Origin of the sequence: Novosphingobium resinovorum (assembly GCF_001742225.1) — a bacterium.
GTDB classification, from domain to species: domain Bacteria; phylum Pseudomonadota; class Alphaproteobacteria; order Sphingomonadales; family Sphingomonadaceae; genus Novosphingobium; species Novosphingobium resinovorum_A.
In genome coordinates, this window is record NZ_CP017075.1 from 2,509,542 (window position 1) to 2,528,346 (window position 18,805).

The following is an 18,805-nucleotide window of genomic DNA, read 5'->3' on the forward strand; positions in this document are numbered from 1 at the left end:
TGCGCAGATTCCCCAGGCCACCTCTGTCATTGATGATCCGATAGAGCTAGTCTCGGTGCCCACTGCGGAATGAGTCAGGCGAGAATCTCGCGCAGGAACCAGGCGCGCTGCTCGGCCTGGTCAGTCCAGTCGTCGATGATCCCGTCCGTGGCGTTGTCGCCAGCTTCACCGGCCAGTTCCTTGGTCGCCTTCAGGGTCGCGACATAGGCGGTGTTGTCCTCGAACAGGGCCTTGACCATTGCCATCGCGTCGAGGCTGGTGTCGTCTTCGTCCTTGATGCTGGTCTTCGCGCCGATCGCACCGATCGAGGTCAGGGTCTTGCCGCCCAGCTTGCGCACACGCTCGGCGATGAGGTCGGTCAGGCCGAAGATCTCGGTCGCATGCGCGTCGAACAGCAGGTGCAGGTCATGGAACTGCGGCCCCCGGACGTGCCAGTGGAAGTTCTTGGTCTTCACGTAGAGCGCGAAAGTGTCCGCCAAAAGCCCGTTGAGGCTATCGATGAGCGCGGCCTGCGAGTTGTCCTTGGAAGTCATGAGCGGATTCCCTCGATTTGTCGTGTTGTGAACATAACTAAGCCCAAGCAACGCGATTGGAAAGCATAGGTTCGATTGCAAAAATCGATCACAGAATGCCGATTTGCCGGAGGAACACGGTGATCGCCGTGACCAGCAGTACGACGCCGACCACCCGGCGCATCCAGCGCTCCACCGGCGTCGCCAGAAGCTCGGGCCTCGCCCAAGCAAAAGCGACAAGCACCGTACCTCCTATAGCTCCGGCGGCTCCTGCCGGCCATGGACCGGCAAGTCCCACACCCATGCCAAAAACGAGAAAACGCGGCGCATCCGTGACCTGGTGCGCCAGCAATACCAGTGCGAGTGCACCAAGCGAGCTGGTCGGCTCGCGCGGATCGCGGCGGGGCGCCAGCACCATGGATTCTAGCCCGGCCATGCCGAGGGCGATGGCCGCGAAAATGGTGCGCGCGGGCGGCGGCAACTGGACGAGCATAAGCGCAGCTGCATAGGCCGCCAGCGTCGCTGTCGCGATGCTGGTGAGGATTGCCACGACCAGCACGGCCGGACGCCGTCCCTGACCGAGCGCGAGCCCGGCGATCGTGACTTGATCACGCGCGCCGAGCCCCGCCAGCAGGACGGCCAGAAAGGTGAGGTAGAAAGCGGGCATCAGGCCTGCACCATGTCCGCTTCCGGCACTCCGGGCGCGCCCTCTCAGCTCGCCTTCTGGCAGGCGACGATCGCGGTGATCACATTGGCGGTATCGGCAGGATCGCGCACGCAGACGGTGTCGAGGCCCATGGCCTTGGCCGGATAGTCGTTGCCGCCCGGAAAGATCGCATCGCCGATGAACAGCATGTCCGCTTCCGCCACCCCGCTGCGCTCGGCCAGTCGGCGAAGGCCCCAAGCCTTGTCGACGCCCGGCTGCGTGACGTCCACCGAAGTCGCGCCGCCGAGGTTGATCGAAACGCCCGGAAGGCGCTTGACGAGATCGGCCTGGATAACCTTGCGCTTGGCGAAGTCCGGATCCCAGTGCTCCTTGGCCTCGAGCGGCGCCTGCTGGCCGAGCGCCGAGAAGGTGATCTGGCTGCCGCGATCCTCGATGCGCTCACCCCAGGTCTCCTCGGGCGTGAACCCGGTGGCGGCGAGCGAGGCGTCGAACGCGTCGAGGATTTCCTGCTTCTGCTCCTCGGTGAACAGTTCCGCATAGACCGGCGACCACGCGCCTTCGCCATGCAGGTAGAGCTTGGCGCCGCTGGTCGGCATCATCCACAAGCGCGAGAGATCGGCATGCGCGGGGAGACGACTGGCGACCTGCTTGTCGAACTGCGGCCAGTCACCGCCCGAAATGACGGCCACCTGCGCGACCGTGAGCAACTGCGCGAGAAGCTCCGCCATCTCCTCCGTCAGCGGCTGCTTGCTCAGCGCCAGCGTACCGTCGAGATCGAACGCAACGATTTTCTTCATTCCACATCCTTCAAGAATCGGCGAGAAACCCGATGATCAGAAAGTCCATAAATCGGTTCCCGTGTTAGCGAAGAAGCCGACCTTGTGATGACCAATCGCCCGTACACTCACATGCCCGGCCATTGGGAAAGATTTACGTCAGGCACAAGCGCCTTTCGGTCAACGTCTACTGGTTGACCGCACCGGCGAGCGTGCCGACCTTCTGCACGCCCGCAACCGTGGTGATCATGATATCGTCGCCGTCGACGACGACGATGACGTCTTCCAGCCCGATCACCGAGACGCGCGGACCGTCGCTGTCGACCAGCACACCCCGGCAATCGACCATCTCGACCGTGCCCGAACCGCGCACCGAATTGCCGTCCGCATCGGTCTCAAGCGCCTCGTGCAGCGCCTGCCAGTTGCCGATGTCGGACCAATCCATGTCGGCGGGCACCATCGCCGCGCGGGTGGTGTTCTCCATCACCGCGTAGTCGACCGAGACGCCGGGCACCTCGGCGAAGGTTGCCGCGTCCGGATGGAAGCGCTGGCCATCCTCGGCGCCCTTCGCCACCGCATCGGCGACGCTGGCGGCAACGTCCGGCCGATGCGCGGTCAGTTCGGCCAGGAAATCCTTCACCCGGAACGCGAAGATGCCGCCGTTCCAGGCGTAGATTCCCTCGGCAAGGAAAGCCTTGGCGCGCTCCAGATCCGGCTTCTCGACGAACTGCGCGGTGCGAAAACCGCCGTGCTCGGGGATCGCATCGCCGCGCTTGAGGTAGCCAAAGCCGGTCTCGGGCCGGGTCGCCTCGATGCCGAAGGACACCAGCCAGCCCTGCTGCGCCAGCTTCGCGGCGGCGGCCGCAGCGACGGCGAAAGCCTCGGTATTGCCGATGTGGTGGTCGCTCGGACACACGAGCATCACCGCATCTTCGGGCAGGCGGCAGGCGGCGAGTGCGATGGCGGCAGCGGTATTGCGCGCCGAGGGCTCGACGATCACCTGCGCCCCCTCGACCGCGCCGAGCTGCGCCTCGACATGGGCGAGGTGCTTGTGGCCGGTCACCACGACCGGGGCTGCAAAGCCTCCGGCGCCCGGGCAGCGGGCCAGCGCCGCTTCGAACAGGGTGCTGTCGCCGACCAGCGGCAGGAACGGCTTGGGCATCGCGGCCCGGCTGCGCGGCCACAGCCGCGTGCCGCTACCGCCGCAAAGGATCACCGGTACGATTATAGACATGGCCGAAAGGTCACTCACGGATGCGGGGTACTTTGGGAAAACCGGTAATACCTGTCACGTGCTGCGATGCAACAGGAACGTGCTAAATAACTCCTGCGCCGCCATGTCGGACTGGAACAGAACGGCTTGTTGTCCGTTGACCGGTGAGCAATTGCGGCGCAGCATGTGATTGAACCATCTGGCAGCCCTTTGAGAAGGGCATGAACTTGGTGCAAGGCTGAAATATAAATGACCAATTCGAGCGACGGTCCGTCACAGGCGGCGCATCGAGACTGTTTTTTCACCACAGATACTGTCCTCGGCCGGCCTCCATGCCTGTGCCTTTCGCAATCGACGGCCCTTTTCCTCGATTTCGACGGAACCCTGGTCGAAATCGCCGATCACCCGCACGACGTCGTCGTTTCGGAATTCCTGCCTCCGCTTCTCGTGCAGCTTTCCCGTAAGCTCGACGGCCGTCTGGCGATCGTCACCGGCCGGTCTATCGCTGCGCTCGAGGCTTTGCTGGGGCCGATCAGCTTAGCTATCGCAGGATCGCACGGCGGCGAATTCCGGCCCGCCGCAGATGCCGAGATCGAGCCCCTCGCCGCCCCGCTGCCCGGCGCAGTTGTTGACGAGCTCAACCGCTTCGCCCGGGCAAGCGGCGGGCTTCTGGTTGAACCCAAGCCATTCAGCGCGGCAATCCATTACCGCCATCATCCTGAAGTGCTGCCTAATCTTCGTGCCTGCACAGAAAGCCTGGCTGCCGAATTCGGCCTGGCCATCAAGCACGGCAAAAAGGTGATCGAAGTGACGATGCCCGGGTCGGACAAAGGTTCGGCCGTAGAGCGCTTCATGGCCCTTCCGGCGTTCGATGGCGCCATCCCGATCTTCATAGGAGACGACGTGACCGACGAGGACGCATTTGCGGCCGTGCGCCGGTACGATGGCGAGGGCGTGCTGGTTGGCGCCCCTCGACCCACCGCAGCTACTTCTCGCCTCGACGGCGTCGCCGAAGTGCACAGATGGCTGGAAGCCGGCCTCGAGGCCGTTCATAAAGGAGATTTCCGCCCATGACGTCGCCCGTACCGACTTCGCTGGAACTCTGGCCGATCGGCAACTGCCAGGTCAGCGCTCTCATCGACGTGTCCGGCGCCATCGTCTGGGGCTGCGTTCCGCGCGTCGACGGAGATCCCACTTTCTGTGCCCTGCTTCGCGGAGACGGGGGGCAGGATGCTGGCACTTGGCGCTTTGAACTGGAGAACCAAGTCTCCGTCCAGCAACACTATCTGCGCAATACACCCATCCTCGTGACCCGGCTTGAAGACGCGAGCGGAGGGGCGGTGGAAATCTACGATTTCGCGCCCCGCTTCGAACGATCTGGCCGCATGTACCGCCCGGTGGCCTTCGCGCGCATCGTCCGGCCCGTATCCGGAGCCCCGCGCATTCGCACTATCCTCACGCCGATGAGCGGATATGGCGCGAAACTCGCCCCGATCACACAGGGTTCGAACCACATTCGTTATCTGGTGGAGCGCAATTCCCTGCGCCTGACTACCGATGCGCCGGTCGGCTACGTGCTCGACGAGCGCTGGTTCCGCCTAGAAAAGCCGCTGCACTTCTTCCTTGGCCCGGATGAGCCATTTGCCGGAAACGTCGAGCATGATCTTGAGACGATGCTCCAGCGGACCGGCAATTACTGGCGCCTGTGGGTGCGCGGCCTTGCCACTCCGCTCGACTGGCAGGATGCGGTAATCCGGGCAGCCATCACGCTTAAGCTGTGCCAGCACGAGGAAACCGGCGCGATCGTCGCGGCCTTGACGACCTCCATCCCCGAAGCGCCGGGCAGCCAGCGGAACTGGGACTACCGGTATTGCTGGATACGCGATGCCTACTACACCGTTCAGGCCCTCAACCATCTTGGTGCCCTGGACGTCCTTGAGAAGTACCTTGCCTATCTGCGCAACATCGTTGCCGATGCACCTGACGGGGTCATCCAGCCCCTCTATGCGGTCAGCGGCGGCAAGGAGATCATCGAGTGGGAGGCCGCCGACCTACCGGGCTACCGCAACACCGGGCCCGTCCGCGTCGGCAACGCGGCCTATTACCAGGTGCAGAACGACTGCTACGGCCAGATCGTGCTGCCTTCGATCCAAAGCTTCCTCGACCAGCGCCTGCTGCGCATCGCCAACGAGGACGATTTTCGCAGCCTCGAGCAGGTCGGCGAAATGGCATGGAAGACTCACGATATGCCCGACGCCGGCCTGTGGGAATTGCGCACCCGAACTGCGGTCCACACCTATTCCAGCGTCATGAGCTGGGCCGCGTGCGACCGCTTGTCCAACGCCGCGCAGTATCTCGGTCTGGACGATCGCGCTGCCTTCTGGCGCGACCGGGCGGACACCATACGTGCCAACATTGACGCGGGTGCGTGGCACGAAGTGGAAGGTCATGACGCAGGCGGTCATTACGCGGCCAGTTTCGGCGGGTCGCAACTCGACGCGAGCCTGCTGCAGATGGTGGAACTTCGCTATCTGCCTCCCGAAGATCCACGGTTCCGCGCAACCCTGAAAGCCGTTCAGAAGGCCTTGCGCCGAGGCGAGCACATGCTTCGCTATGACAGCGAAGACGATTTCGGGCTTCCCGAGACAGCTTTCAACATCTGCACCTTCTGGTTGATCGAGGCGCTTCACCGCAGCGGAGAGGATGAGGAGGCCCGGCGCCTCTTCGAAGCGATGCTGGCTCACCGCACGCGCTCCGGCCTCTTGTCCGAGGATATGGATTTCGAAACCTCAGAGCTTTGGGGGAACTTTCCCCAAACCTACTCGCTGGTAGGTATCATAAATTGCGCCGGGCAATTGTCCCGGTCGTGGCGGGACTGGCGTTAACGCGCACAAACTACCCGCAGCTGCTGCGAGCCCTCAAGCGTTCGATGGGAACGTGTGAAAGGTGCGACGCGTAATACGAAGGACAGAACATGGGCCGATTGATCGTCATCTCGAACCGCGTAAGCGTGCCAAGCGCCGCGGGCGCGGCGGGGGCGCAAGGTGGTCTTGCTGTCGCCTTGAATTCGGCGCTTCGCGAACATGGCGGCATCTGGTTTGGCTGGTCCGGTCAGGAAACAGAGGAATTTACGGGCCACCTCGATATGCAACGCAATGAGGGCGTGACAACCGCGACAATCGACCTCGAAGCACAAGATGTGGAAGAGTACTACAATGGCTACGCCAACAGAACTCTTTGGCCGTTATTTCACTACCGAATTGATCTAACAGAATATGATCGCAATTTCGGTGAAGGTTATGAGCGCGTCAATGAGCGATTTGCGGATTCGGTCTACCCTTTGATCGCAGACGATGATCTCGTCTGGGTGCATGACTACCATCTGCTTCCGCTGGGCTCAATCTTGCGCCGCAAGGGCATCAAGAACCGCATCGGCCTGTTCCTGCACACCCCGTGGCCGCCAACCCGGCTTTTGGCGTCGCTGCCCTTCCATGAGCGCCTCGTCGCATCGATGCTCGAATACGACGTGATTGGCCTGCAAACGACCGAATGGCTGGAAAGCTTCCTTCATTATGTCCAGAAGGAGATGGGCCTGACGGTCAACCTCGACAATTCGATCGAATACCAGGGCCGGCGCGTGATCGCCCGCGCCTTTCCCATCGGGATCGACTACGCCGAATTCTCGCAAGCCGCGAAGAGCGAGGTTGCCAAGGAAGCGCACCAGCGGCTCAGGGATAGCGTCAGAGGCCGGAAAATTCTCATCGGCGTGGATAGACTGGACTATTCCAAGGGGCTGGGTGAGCGCTTCGAGAGTTTCAGCCGTTTTCTTTCCGATCACCCCGATATGGCGGGAAAGGCAGTCCTGCTCCAGATCGCGCCGCCAAGTCGGGGCGACGTTGAAAGCTATCAGCAGATTCGCGAGGACCTCGAGCGAAAGACAGGGCACATCAACGGCGCTCATGCCAATGTCGATTTCGTACCCATCCGGTACGTTAACCGGGGCTATCCCCGGGCTGAACTTGCAGGGTTCTATCGCGCGGCAAATGTCGGGTTGGTGACCCCACTGCGCGACGGCATGAACCTTGTGGCAAAGGAATACGTGGCCGCCCAGGATCCGGAGGATCCCGGCGTGCTGATCCTTTCACAGTTTGCCGGCGCGGCCACCCAACTCAAGGACGCCCTGCTGGTCAACCCGCACTCGGTGGAACATGTCGCCGAGACGATCAGCCGCGCCCTGGATATGCCGCTGAAGGAACGTAAGCGCCGGCATGCTGCGCTGCTCGCTTCCGTGAAGGAAATGGACGTCCTGCACTGGCTGAAGCAGTACGTTCTTGCATTGTCCGGCGTGGAAAAGGGCAGCAGTGCGCTTAAGTCGGACGGCGGACCGAGTGCCGCTGACCCAGAACTCGCCGCGCAGGAGGAATCGGCCAAGTTAGGTGCCACCGAGATAGCAGGAAGTCATTAACCAGAGCTCGACGGGGTACGGTCAATCGGCGAAGGATGTGACTGAGCGATTGGTACGCCGGGCGACACTGGTGAGCGCAGGTGTCGTTAAAGCGCTGGGAATAGTCAATGGGCTGGACACGGTCCAAACGGCTTTGCCCGGAATGCGACGCTTTTTACATCTCACTGGAGATGAGCAGGCTGAGAACGGTGGAGCAATATTCCACCACGGTAGCGGCGGGAGAGTCCCGCTGCTGGCGACGTATAATACCAAGACTCTCTGATCATGACCCATGCGCCCATTTGCGTAACCCGATGGACATGATGCACCATGGCTGATCGATGAGGCGGTTCCAAGCGTGGCAGCAGTGGTCCACGACGCAGGCTTCGACCTTGGCCTTGTCCCGCGGCTTGCGCGGCCGCGTCGGCAGGATCGCCGTACCGTAATGCCGCGCCATGTCGGTGTAGCTTCGGTTCACCTGAGGATCGAAGTGACAGGCCTTGATCACCGCCACCTTGGCGTTGTCGGGCACCAGCAACTGGGGAACGCCGCGGAAGAAGGCGAAGGCGGCGTTGTTGCCCGCGATCCAATCGGGAAACTGCTCGGTCCATGTCGCCAGCGCAAACGACAGGCTCGATCCGCCCATTACGGCAACGAAGATGTGGGCACCGCGGACTTCCCCGGTCCTGCGGTCCACCACGACCGGCACCGTGTCGCCAGCGTAGTCGAGGAACAGCTTTTCGCCTCCGGCATGGTTCTGGCGCAGGACCAGCGGCAGGCGGCCTTCCCACCGGCGGAACAGATCACAGAATCTCGAGTATCGATACCCGTCCGGATGCTCGGCGCGGTATTCCTCCCAGAGCACCTGCAGCGTCACGTGTTTGCGCTTCAGTTCGCGCGCCACCACCGGCCAGTCCGGCTCGGGCAGCTTACGCCGCCCAGGTTTGACCCCAGAGGCGCCATACAGACGTCCCTCCAGATCTATGTCGCCAAGCTCGGATGGAACCGGCCACTCCAACCCCGACCGGTGGAAGCGCACGATCATGTGTAACCGCTGCTTCGACCCCACGTATTCTGGTTGATTTTTGAGGGGTAGATCTGCGCGAGACGTTGAGGAGCTCGGGCAGTGGTTGAGGAAATTGATGGGGTGCCAAACGTTGGTTTGACGTGTGCGTCGCACAGTGCAAGTTCGCGTTTGACGGTTAGTTTGGAGGCAGTCCGGCGTCGGCACGAGCGATGGCCGGATGATGAGCGCGATCGTATTCTTGCGGAAAGCTTCACCTCCGGAAAAACGGTAGCGCAGGTTTCGCGGGATAACGGCGTCGGCCTTGGCCTGCTGCATTATTGGCGCCGGCAGGCGCGAGCGGCGGGGACCGTTGAAGAACTGCGGCTTGTGCCAGTCACGGTGGTTCGTGAGGAGCAAGCGCAAATGCCGGCCATCCCGGCATCGCCACCCAGCATGGAATTGACGGTGCGCGATGTGACAGTTCGTATTTGCGGCGCGGTCGAGTCGGAGCACTTGCGCACCGTTCTGGCGGCGATCCGGGAATGATCCCGATCGATGGAAGCGTGCGGATTTATGTGGCGACGCAGCCCATCGACTTCAGGGCCGGGATCAACCGGCTGATGGGACTGGTGACACATGTTCTAGGCCATGATGCCTGCGCCGGTGATGTGTTTGTCTTCCGCAATAAGGCTGCTGACAAAATCAAGTTGGTCCGTCATGACGGCTCCGGCGCGGTTATGGCGACAAAATGGCTCGACCATGGGAAGTTTTATTGGCCTGCAGTGCAAGGCGGCACTCTTGCTCTGACCGGAGCTCAATGTGTGGCCCTTCTGTCAGGCCTGGATTGGCACAAACTGCCATTCCAGGCGGCGCGGCGGCCCGCTATTTTTGGCTGAATTCTGCGGTTTTTTGTAGTATAATGAGGGCTGTGTGGTATAGTCACGCATGCCTGCCGAAGCCGATAATCTTCCTGACAATCTCGAGCAGATGGCCGCCCTTGTGCGGGAACTCCGGGCTGAAAACGCTCAACTGCGCTCGCTCCTCAAAGGCATGGCCCAACAAGCATTCGGCAATCGATCGGAACGCGCCAGCGTCATTCTGGGAGATCAGGGGCAACTGGATCTGGGCGATCTTGTGAGCACGCCGACGGTCGCGGCCAATGACGATGAAGCGCCAGAAGACAAGCCTGTGATCAAGCGCCCGCGCGCGAAGCGCGGCATAATGGCGCTGCCCGCCCATCTTGAGCGGGTAGAGCAGGTGATCGATCCGCAGACATTGGATTGCCCTTGCTGCGCAGGCAAACTCCACAAAATCGGAGAGGATGCCAGTGAGGCCCTCGACTGGGTTCCGGCCATCGTACGCGTCATTCGTACCGTTCGCCCTCGCTATGCCTGCCGCAATTGCCGTGAGGGGGTTATTCAGGCACCAGCGCCCCGGCGTGCGATCCCGGGCTCGATGGTTACCACCTCGACGCTGGCCTGGATGGCCACAGCGCGATTTGCATGGTCAATCCCTCTCAACCGGCAGCTTCAGATGCTGGCCGGACAGGGCGCCATCCTCGATCGCGCCCTACCAAGCCGCTGGATGCGCAAGATCGCATGGTGGCTGAGATCTCTGTATGAATTGCAACTCGCGTACATCCACGCGCAATCGCGGATTTTCTGTGACGGGACGCGAATGCCGGTCCTTGAGAAAGGAAGAAAACGAACCCGGATCACGCAGTTCTGGGCACATGCCTGCGATGATGGTCCCTGGTCAGGCCCGGCGCGACCGGCGGTGGCATACATTCACGCGCGCGGCCGCGGGCATGCCGAAGCGCGCCAGCAGCTAGCCGGCTATCGGGGCATCCTCCAGGTCGACGGCTATGGCGCCTACAAGGCGCTGGTCCGCAAGGGGGCGGAAGGGATCGTGCTGGTCTTTTGTCTTGCCCATGCCCGTCGCAAGTTCGTGGACGCCTACCGTAAATCCCCGTCGCCGGTGGCCGCCGCGATCATCGGCCTGATCGGCGAGGTCTACGCGATCGAGGCCCGGGTGCGCGCCAGCAATGCCGCAGATCGGTTAGCGGCCCGCCAGGCGGAAACCTGTAAGGTGATGGCTACGATCAAAACGCAGATCGACGACATGCTGCCCAGGCTCTCACCCAAATCCGATCTGGCAAAGGCGATGCGCTACACCCTCAACCACTGGAAGGGCCTGACGCTATTCCTGGAAGACGGGCGTGTCGAGGTCGATACCAACACCGTCGAGCGAGGGATGAGAAATGTTGCCCAAGGTAGAAAGTCGAGCCTTTTTGCGGGGAGCGAGGAAGGAGCCCGGACCTGGGCGGTGCTTGCCTCGCTTCTCCAGACTGCTCGCCTCAATGGCCTCGATCCCTACACCTGGCTCAACGATGTGCTCGAGCGGATCGTGAATGAGGAGGTGATGATCAACGATCTGCACAGCCTGTTGGCATGGAACTGGCGCCCTGCGACTGATCGGCTAGAAGCGCTGGCAGCATGAGCTTCAAACGTCAAACCGCATCCGGCAGAACGCTCTCATTAGAGCAGCTCGAAATCTGGCTCGATACGCTTGATCCGCCGGTCGCCGGTGTCTCCTCGATCGATGGCTTCCTCGCGGCGTTGGCTGCCGGCCCGTCCATCATCAATCCGGACATATGGCTCAAGAGCATCCTGCGCGAACACGTCCAAAGCGCCCGATCGGCACCCGCGCGCCGAACGATCCTTAAGCGCTACAACCAGATCTGCATCGAGCTTGCCGAGTGCCCTGAGGTCTATGCGCCGATCTATATGCGGACCGAGGACGGCGAGGTCCTGCTGGAAGACTTTGCCAATGGCTTCTTCACCGCAATGCATCTGGACATGGACGCATGGAAGCCCTTCGTGTCTGATCGAGACTTCGGCCTGCCGCTTGCAGCTATCCTTGGCCAAAGCACGATCATCGATGGCATATCATGGATCGACCAGCTCCAGGATCCTCTCGCAAATCAGGCTCTTGCAGATACCTGGCGGATGATCCCCCAGATCATCTCCTTCATCCATGACCAGTGTGCCTTTGCAAGAACTTTGACCGTACACTGAAGCCTCTCCACATCCCACGTGGGGTCGAAGCAGCGGTTACGATCATGTCGCGCACTGTAGATCGAGCAAGGCCGGTCAGTCGGGCGATCTCGCGCATCGGGACGCAAGCCTCCCGATGCATTCTCAGTACTTCGCGCACATGGCGCATCTTTGGCCTCCTCGTCGGCATCTCCATCCTCCGGCTGCTGCGCCGATGGGATGGACCCAACGATCGGACTTCTCACTCCCTCCCGGGTGGCCGGGAATTGCTCGGAATGGTGGCCGGCATCATCTCGGAATCCCGGCCGGGATCAAATCGGAATGGTGGCCGGGATGACCCCGGAATCCGCAGGAAGGGGTTTGGGGCTCAGTTTCGGTTTTTGAACCGCCAGCTGTCGTTGCCTGTCTCGATGATGTCGCAATGGTGGGTGATGCGATCGAGAAGCGCGGTGGTCATCTTGGCGTCGTGGAAGACGTTCGGAATCCGCAGCACGCCGCACGAAAAGGTCTGACAGAAGCGCGCGCTCGATCACTCCCTTCGCAGAACAGAATCATCTTGCACTACGGGCGGCAACCACAGAAGGCGTCCACCTTTGATGGCCCAGGGGGCTGCCTGCTGCTCACCAACCGCGCGAGGGCATGGACAGAGGTCCAGCCGACGACCAGGCAGCCGGAGATTGTGTCACCAGCCGCCGATACGGCAGCCCTAAAAGCGGTGATCGATGCGATCCGAACCGCGCTTTCCACAATCGGCCTGACATCCTGACGCCGGAGCACTGCGGCGATGCCGGGGCATTCAAGCCCCGACTAGCTTTTGCCGCAAGTCGATTGAACCAACACACCGCGCCATGTAAATTCGTTCAAGATGGTGCGACGACAGCCCGAAGGCTCGCTTCGAAAGCTTCGAGGATGGCCGACCGGCTCCAGCGCGTGACCGCTCGCTGCCTGGCAGCCGATCCCGCCGCGACCCGCATGGCCGGGTCATCCAGCATAGCGACAAGCGTGTCGCTGAAAGTGGCGGCATCGCCGGGAGGCGCGATGCAGCCACACCCTTTGACTTCATCGGCAAGTCCGGTGCCAGGCAAGGCTGTGGCCAGAACTGGTCGCCCGGATGCCAGCATGTTGGTGAGCTTGGAGGGAAGCAACAGGTCAGCCGCCTCGGCGATTTGGGGCAACAAGTGGACCGTTGCGATGCCCAGCAGTTCCGACAGCCGCTCGCGCGGCTGGAGATCGTGAAACCGGATGTTGTCGAGGTCCCCGGCCTGGCGCAGCAGTCTTTCACGATTCGGCCCGTTGCCGCAGACCACGAACATCAGATCCATGCGATGCGCCAGCCGCCGGGCTGCTTCGACCACCAGTTCGATGCCCTGCTTGTTGGCGATGTTGCCGGAATACAGGGCTACATGGGGGCGGTCGATCTGCCACTCGGCCAAGTATGGGGAAGGTTCCTCCAACGGCTGGATTTCGTCGATGTTCGCCCAGTTGCGGAACTCCACGACACGCGCTTCGGTTATGCCCTTTTCCTGCAGTTTCGCGCACATCTGGGGAGAAATAGTGCTGACTACATCAGCCTGGATCGCCCATTTCTCGAAGTTCAGGGCTGCCGTTGCTAGCTTGCCGCCATCCTTCAGCAGCCCTGTCGCGAATGCGGCCTCGACTTCGAAATCCTGGATGTGCAGCCAGAATTTCGCCCCGGTCTTTTGCGCGGCACGGCGGGCCGCCACCATCGAGATGAGCGAAGGGGCAATGCCGATGACCACATTGGGCCGCATTCGCCGGATCTCGGCCCGCATCGCAAGTTCCGCGCGCGCCGCGAAACTCATGTGATGCAGGATGCGCCGTTTTGCATCGGGCACTTCGGGCGTGTAGATTGGCACCCGAACCACCCGCACGCCGCGTTCCGTGTCTATTCGTACACCCCCGCCCCGGAACGCAGGCTCCACCTTCCACTGGGGATAGTAAGGCTTACCGCATATCACCGTCACATGATGGCCCGCGCTTGCCAGATGTTCCGCCATTCCCGCCGTATAGGGACCGATGCCCACCATTTCGGGAGCATAGTTGATTCCGAAGACGAGGATATTCATGCTGTTCGGATTCCCGACATAACAATTCGCGCGGCCAATCGGCCTGCAAACCGAGATCGGGCTGCAAGTCGAGAATGGACGGTTGGTTTCAGACCTCTGCGGCTTGCACCACGTTGGCGCAGAACCATTGATAGGTTTCCGCAATACCTTCTTCGAGGGCGACCGAAGGCCTCCATCCCATTGCGTTCAGGCGGCTGGAATCCATGAGCTTGCGCATAGTGCCGTCGGGCTTCGAGGCGTCGAATACGATCTCGCCGGTAAAGCCGGTTACCTTTGCGACGAGATGCGCCAGTTCCGCAATCGAGACATCCTCGCCGTAACCAACGTTAATGTGGCTGAGCATGGGCTGGGTATTTGCCTCGTACTGCGCAGACGGCAGGTCTAGCACGAAGATCGACGCATCCGCCATGTCATCGACGTGAAGGAATTCGCGCATCGGCGTGCCCGATCCCCATATCGCGACCGTATCGATGCCGTCGCGAACCGACTCGTGGAAGCGGCGGATCAGGGCCGGCATGACATGCGAGTTTTCCAGATGAAAATTGTCGCCCGGGCCGTAAAGGTTGGTGGGCATGACGCTGCGATAGTCAGTACCGTACTGGCGATTGTAGCTCTCGCACAACTTGATGCCGGCGATCTTGGCGATCGCATACGGTTCGTTCGTAGGCTCAAGGACGCCGGTCAGCAGCGCATCCTCGCGCATCGGCTGTGCCACGGCCCGCGGGTAGATGCACGAGGAGCCGAGGAACAGCAGCTTGGTGACGCCCACGGCATAGGCCTGGTGCACGACATTGGCCTCGATCATCATGTTTTCGTAGATGAATTGGGCCGGATACGTATTGTTGGCATGAATGCCGCCGACCTTGGCCGCAGCCAGAACTACCGCGTCGACTTTTTCAGACGCGAAGAAGTTCCGCACTGCGGCCTGATCGGTGAGATCCAGCTGTGCGTGCGTGCGGGTCACGACTTCATCACCGCGCTCCGCCAGCTTGCGGCTGATGGCTCCGCCGACCATGCCACGATGACCTGCTACATAGACACGCATAATCTGGGCTCTCCTGCTCAGGATTCGAGCGACACCGGCAATTCAAACCCGTGCTCCTTGAGCAGGGCGTGGCGCTTCGCGACCTTGAGGTCTTCCGCGACCATTTCCTCGCACATTTCCTGCACAGTGATTTCCGGCACCCAGCCCAGCTTTTCCTTCGCCTTTGCAGGATCGCCCAACAGGGTCTCGACTTCGGCGGGACGGAAGTAACGCGGATCGATACGCACGATCACGTCGCCTTCCGCGACAGAGGGGGCGTTCGCACCGGTGACGGCGTCAACGATGCCAACTTCGTCGACACCTTCGCCTTCAAAGCGCAGGGTGATGCCTAGGTGGGCGGCCGACCACGTGATGAACTCGCGCACCGAATACTGAACGCCGGTCGCAATCACGAAATCCTCGGGATTGTCCTGCTGCAGCATCATCCACTGCATGCGGATATAATCCTTAGCGTGACCCCAGTCGCGCAGCGAGTCAATATTGCCCATGTAAAGGCAGGGCTCCAGCCCCTGCGCGATGTTGGCAAGACCGCGCGTGATCTTGCGCGTTACGAAAGTCTCGCCGCGGCGCGGGCTCTCGTGGTTGAAGAGGACGCCGTTGCAGGCATACATACCGTAGGATTCACGGTAGTTGACCGTGATCCAGTACGCGTAGAGCTTGGCCACGGCATAGGGCGAACGCGGATAGAACGGCGTCGTCTCCCGCTGCGGGATTTCCTGGACCAGACCGTAAAGCTCGGAGGTCGATGCCTGGTAGAATTTGGTCTTTTTTTCCAAGCCAAGGAAACGAATGGCCTCAAGCAGGCGCAGGGTGCCGATGGCGTCGACATCCGCGGTATATTCCGGCGCCTCGAAGCTTACAGCGACGTGGCTCTGGGCGCCCAGATTGTAGACCTCGTCCGGCCGGATCTCCTGAATGATGCGCGTCAGGTTCGACGTGTCCGACAAGTCGCCGTAGTGCAGCTTGAGATCCGGCGAGGGCGCATGCGGATCCTGATAGATATGGTCGATGCGCTGCGTGTTGAACAAGGAGGCGCGACGCTTGATACCGTGGACCTCGTAGCCCTTTTCTAGCAGGAATTCCGCAAGGTAGGAGCCATCTTGCCCGGTAACGCCAGTGATTAGCGCTACTTTTTTCTTACTCAATTTCGCTTCCTTTCACAATCGGCGTAATGATTGCGGAGTTACGCTTCAGTTTGATCCAAAAATATCGCGCGTAAATACTTTTTCCTGAACACATTCCAGTTCCGACGTCATGCGGTTCGCGACGATGACGTCGCAATTTTCCCGGAACTTCTCCAGACTGCGCACAACTTTCGACCCGAAAAATTCATCTTCCTTCATAGCCGGCTCGTAGATTTCGACTTCGATGCCCTTGGCCTTAATCCGTTTCATGATCCCCTGGATCGAGGATTGCCTGAAATTGTCCGATCCGGACTTCATCACCAGGCGAAACACGCCAACCCTCTTTGGCTTGCGTGCGATGATCCTGGCGGCAAGGAAATCCTTCCGGGTCCGGTTCGCATCGACGATGGCGCGGATCAGGTTTTGCGGCACGTCGGAGTAGTTCGCCAGCAACTGTTTGGTATCCTTGGGCAGACAATAGCCACCATAGCCGAAACTGGGATTGTTGTAATGGCTGCCGATCCGCGGATCGAGGCAAACCCCATCGATGATCTGCCGCGTGTCCATCCCGCCGGCGATGGCGTAGCTGTCCAGTTCGTTGAAGAACGCCACGCGCATGGCGAGGTAGGTGTTCGCAAAAAGCTTGATCGCCTCGGCTTCTCGCGAATCCGTGAACAGGACGGGGACGTCCTTCGACACTGCGCCCTGGACAAGCAGGTCGGCGAACTGCTTAGCCCGGTCCGAATGTTCGCCGACGACGATACGCGATGGATGCAAATTGTCGTACAGCGCGCTGCCTTCGCGCAGAAATTCGGGGCTGAAAACGACTTGGTCGGTTTCGAGGCGGGCTCGTACGTCATCGACGAATCCGACCGGAATGGTCGATTTAACGACGATCATGGCGTCCTTGTTTACGGCGATCGTCGTGCGGATTACTGATTCGACCGAGGATGTATCGAACTTGTCGGTATCGACATCGTAGTTCGTCGGTGTCGCGATGATCACAAAGGACGCATCCGCCAGCGCGTGCGTTGCATCGGTGGTCGCCGTCAGGTCAAGCGTCTTGTCCGCGAGGTAGTGTTCAAGCTCGGCATCAATGATGGGCGACCGCCTCGCGTTGAGGAGATCGACGCGCTCCTGGGATACGTCGACCGCGACGACCTGATTGCGTTGGCCCAGAAGAACGGCGTTGGACAACCCAACATAGCCCAGGCCGAACACGGCAATCTTCATCTCAACTCGCTTTCACAGCTTTTCAGCTTGGTTTTGCGGAAATTGCCCTCGAACAGAAATCATCGAAAAATGATCCAGGACGGAACTTCCTTTTGCCTGCTATCAAGATGTACGAGGCGATAGTCAATCCGATTATGCTGCAACTGCACATTGATTTCGGTCGTTTCCCCCGGGGGGTGCAGGAAGGTTTCCCTAAGAGCCCGTTTGAGAATGGGTTGATGCGGCAACGCGGGCGTGATTCAAGCTTGGCATGTGGAGCCGAGCGAGCCGTAGCCGGATGGCAGGATTTGAAAAGCGATCGAAGCGCTACCCGACCGATCTGACGGACGAAGAATGGCTGTTCATTCAGCCGTTTCTGCCGCCCGTGGCCAAGCGCGGTCGCAAGCCAGAAACGGACCTGCGTGATGTCCTCGATGCGTTGCGCTATCTGGCCCGAACAGGTGGTGGATGGCGAATGTTGCCGAACGACTTCCCGCCCTGGCAGACGGTGTATTGGTGGTTTCGCCGTTTCGTGCGCCGACTGCTGTTCCGCACGATCCACGACGTTACCCTCATGCTGGACCGTGAACGCGAAGGGCGTGAGCAAAGCCCGACGGCGGCCGTCGTGGATAGCCAGTCGATCAAGGCGCCAGCGGCAGAAAAACGGGGCTTTGATGCAGGCAAGAAGGTCCTCGGTCGTAAACGGCACATTGCCGTCGATACCGATGGCCGATTGCTCATGGTCAATCTGACCACTGCCGACATCTCCGGCAGCGCTGGCGCTCAAAGAGCGCGATGGCGGACGGATTGTCTCGACTGCGGCGATAATCGCGGTGGGCGTCAATACCGATGGCCGGCGCGAGGTTCTGGGTGTCGCCACCGGCCCACCGGAAGCCGAACCCTTCTGGAAAGCTTTCCTACGCTCTCTCGCGGCCCGGGGTTGCGCGGTGTGAAGCTGGGATCGCCGACGATCACAAAAGGCTGCGCGCCGCCGCCAGCAAGATACTTGCCGCAACCCAGCAGCGCTGCCGGATGCACTGGATGCGCAACGCGTTTGCCCATGCCGCGGCCGAACAAAGGCCCGCTGTCATTGCCATGATCAAGACCACCTTCGCGCAGGAAACGGTCGAGGCGGCACATCAGCAGTGGGAGCGTATTGCTGATGCCCTGCGTGAGAAGTTTCCAAAGCTGGCTGATATGACGGAAGCATCACGTGAGGATAGCGAAATCCCAGAAGCGCGAACCGACAGGATTCAGTAGATTTTCGGAACCCAGTACTTATCCATATGATCCGGGCCTGATCATCGCCTGCTCGCGCTTTTCGCCTCTAGCCAAGCCGACCTTTCCTTCGCGTTTTCCCACAGCCTCAGAGGTAGCGTTTCTGCCCGGAACCAACCGATTTTCCGATGCGTCGGCCAATTCGACCCGTCTCCTGACAAGCGGGACACGCTTGCCAGGTCGAGCCGCCGTGCAATACAGCGGCGCGCTGACGCGAGGCGGGTATGCGCCGAATCGCTCCCCCCTTTCGACAGCCCGCAACGGACCCTGACGGCCGACGACACAAAGCAAATCCGACGCACTGCGATCGCCCTTCACCCTGCCGGCAAATCGCGACATCGAGTTCACCGCGTCAACTATTGCGACTTACGGCGCCCTATGCTGG

Annotated in this window: 15 protein-coding genes and 4 pseudogenes; 9 read left to right on the top strand and 10 right to left on the bottom strand. The window is 61.0% G+C overall.

All coding sequences use genetic code 11. The features are described from left to right. Positions 1 to 74: 74 nt before the first annotated feature. The 4 genes from BES08_RS11780 to BES08_RS11795 form a co-directional block, all read right to left on the bottom strand. A complete protein-coding gene (locus BES08_RS11780; protein ID WP_069708390.1) occupies positions 75 to 533 on the bottom strand; it encodes a Dps family protein in 459 nt (152 codons plus the stop codon). An 88-nt stretch (positions 534 to 621) separates the two neighbouring features. Continuing rightward, positions 622 to 1,179: a hypothetical protein gene (locus tag BES08_RS11785; protein ID WP_069708391.1), complete on the bottom strand. Its 558-nt coding sequence runs from the start codon at positions 1,177 to 1,179 to the stop codon at positions 622 to 624. Positions 1,180 to 1,223: 44 nt separating this feature from the next. Further along, the gene (locus BES08_RS11790; protein ID WP_069708392.1) at positions 1,224 to 1,976 is read right to left on the bottom strand and encodes an HAD-IIB family hydrolase; all 753 of its coding nucleotides are present in this window, start codon (positions 1,974 to 1,976) and stop codon (positions 1,224 to 1,226) included. Positions 1,977 to 2,142: 166 nt separating this feature from the next. After that, a complete protein-coding gene (locus BES08_RS11795; protein WP_069708393.1) occupies positions 2,143 to 3,189 on the bottom strand; it encodes a mannose-1-phosphate guanylyltransferase in 1,047 nt (348 codons plus the stop codon). Positions 3,190 to 3,417: 228 nt separating this feature from the next. On the opposite strand from BES08_RS11795, the gene otsB reads away from it, so the two are divergent. The 3 genes from otsB to otsA all read left to right on the top strand — a co-directional run bounded on the left by otsB (position 3,418) and on the right by otsA (position 7,633). Then, positions 3,418 to 4,242: a trehalose-phosphatase gene (otsB, locus tag BES08_RS11800; protein ID WP_036526825.1), complete on the top strand. Its 825-nt coding sequence runs from the start codon at positions 3,418 to 3,420 to the stop codon at positions 4,240 to 4,242. Continuing rightward, positions 4,239 to 6,053 carry a glycoside hydrolase family 15 protein gene (locus BES08_RS11805; RefSeq protein ID WP_069708394.1) on the top strand — a complete coding sequence of 605 codons (1,815 nt, stop codon included), beginning with the start codon at positions 4,239 to 4,241 and terminating at the stop codon, positions 6,051 to 6,053. Before otsB ends, BES08_RS11805 begins: the two co-directional genes overlap by 4 nt. A gap of 89 nt (positions 6,054 to 6,142) precedes the next feature. Next, the gene (gene otsA, locus BES08_RS11810; protein ID WP_069708395.1) at positions 6,143 to 7,633 is read left to right on the top strand and encodes an alpha,alpha-trehalose-phosphate synthase (UDP-forming); all 1,491 of its coding nucleotides are present in this window, start codon (positions 6,143 to 6,145) and stop codon (positions 7,631 to 7,633) included. A 355-nt stretch (positions 7,634 to 7,988) separates the two neighbouring features. Here the strand turns inward: otsA and istA are convergent. Beyond that, positions 7,989 to 8,648, bottom strand: a pseudogene (gene istA, locus BES08_RS11815) (IS21 family transposase); the annotation flags it as partial. Positions 8,649 to 8,738: 90 nt separating this feature from the next. Between istA and BES08_RS11820 the strand changes: the two are divergent. The 4 genes from BES08_RS11820 to BES08_RS11835 are packed head-to-tail and all read left to right on the top strand — an operon-like array spanning position 8,739 to position 11,695. After that, positions 8,739 to 9,164 carry a transposase gene (locus BES08_RS11820; RefSeq protein ID WP_083274657.1) on the top strand — a complete coding sequence of 142 codons (426 nt, stop codon included), beginning with the start codon at positions 8,739 to 8,741 and terminating at the stop codon, positions 9,162 to 9,164. Then, the gene (gene tnpB, locus BES08_RS11825; RefSeq protein WP_008827841.1) at positions 9,161 to 9,514 is read left to right on the top strand and encodes an IS66 family insertion sequence element accessory protein TnpB; all 354 of its coding nucleotides are present in this window, start codon (positions 9,161 to 9,163) and stop codon (positions 9,512 to 9,514) included. Before BES08_RS11820 ends, tnpB begins: the two co-directional genes overlap by 4 nt. A gap of 49 nt (positions 9,515 to 9,563) precedes the next feature. Continuing rightward, positions 9,564 to 11,117, top strand: coding sequence for an IS66 family transposase (tnpC, locus tag BES08_RS11830; protein WP_069708397.1), 1,554 nt, complete (start codon positions 9,564 to 9,566; stop codon positions 11,115 to 11,117). Next, positions 11,114 to 11,695 (top strand): UPF0149 family protein, encoded by a 582-nt coding sequence (locus BES08_RS11835; RefSeq protein ID WP_069708398.1) that lies wholly within the window; start codon positions 11,114 to 11,116, stop codon positions 11,693 to 11,695. The genes tnpC and BES08_RS11835 overlap by 4 nt, the downstream gene beginning before the upstream one ends. A gap of 346 nt (positions 11,696 to 12,041) precedes the next feature. On the opposite strand, the pseudogene BES08_RS31815 reads toward BES08_RS11835, so the two are convergent. The 5 genes and pseudogenes from BES08_RS31815 to BES08_RS11855 all read right to left on the bottom strand — a co-directional run. Then, positions 12,042 to 12,155, bottom strand: a pseudogene (locus BES08_RS31815) (ATP-binding protein); the annotation flags it as partial. A 379-nt stretch (positions 12,156 to 12,534) separates the two neighbouring features. Beyond that, a complete protein-coding gene (locus BES08_RS11840; protein ID WP_069708399.1) occupies positions 12,535 to 13,761 on the bottom strand; it encodes a WcaI family glycosyltransferase in 1,227 nt (408 codons plus the stop codon). An 88-nt stretch (positions 13,762 to 13,849) separates the two neighbouring features. Then, complete coding sequence (fcl, locus tag BES08_RS11845) at positions 13,850 to 14,806, bottom strand: GDP-L-fucose synthase (RefSeq protein ID WP_069708400.1); 957 nt, start codon at positions 14,804 to 14,806, stop codon at positions 13,850 to 13,852. A 17-nt stretch (positions 14,807 to 14,823) separates the two neighbouring features. After that, positions 14,824 to 15,951 carry a GDP-mannose 4,6-dehydratase gene (gene gmd, locus BES08_RS11850; RefSeq protein WP_069708401.1) on the bottom strand — a complete coding sequence of 376 codons (1,128 nt, stop codon included), beginning with the start codon at positions 15,949 to 15,951 and terminating at the stop codon, positions 14,824 to 14,826. Between the two features lie 45 nt (positions 15,952 to 15,996). After that, entirely contained in the window at positions 15,997 to 17,163 is a 1,167-nt protein-coding gene (locus BES08_RS11855; RefSeq protein WP_069708402.1) for a nucleotide sugar dehydrogenase, read from the bottom strand. A gap of 250 nt (positions 17,164 to 17,413) precedes the next feature. Between BES08_RS11855 and BES08_RS31820 the strand changes: the two are divergent. Continuing rightward, positions 17,414 to 17,926: pseudogene (locus tag BES08_RS31820) on the top strand (IS5 family transposase); the annotation flags it as partial. Further along, a pseudogene (locus BES08_RS11860) lies at positions 17,916 to 18,363 on the top strand (transposase); the annotation flags it as partial. The pseudogenes BES08_RS31820 and BES08_RS11860, both read left to right, overlap by 11 nt. Positions 18,364 to 18,805 lie beyond the last annotated feature (442 nt).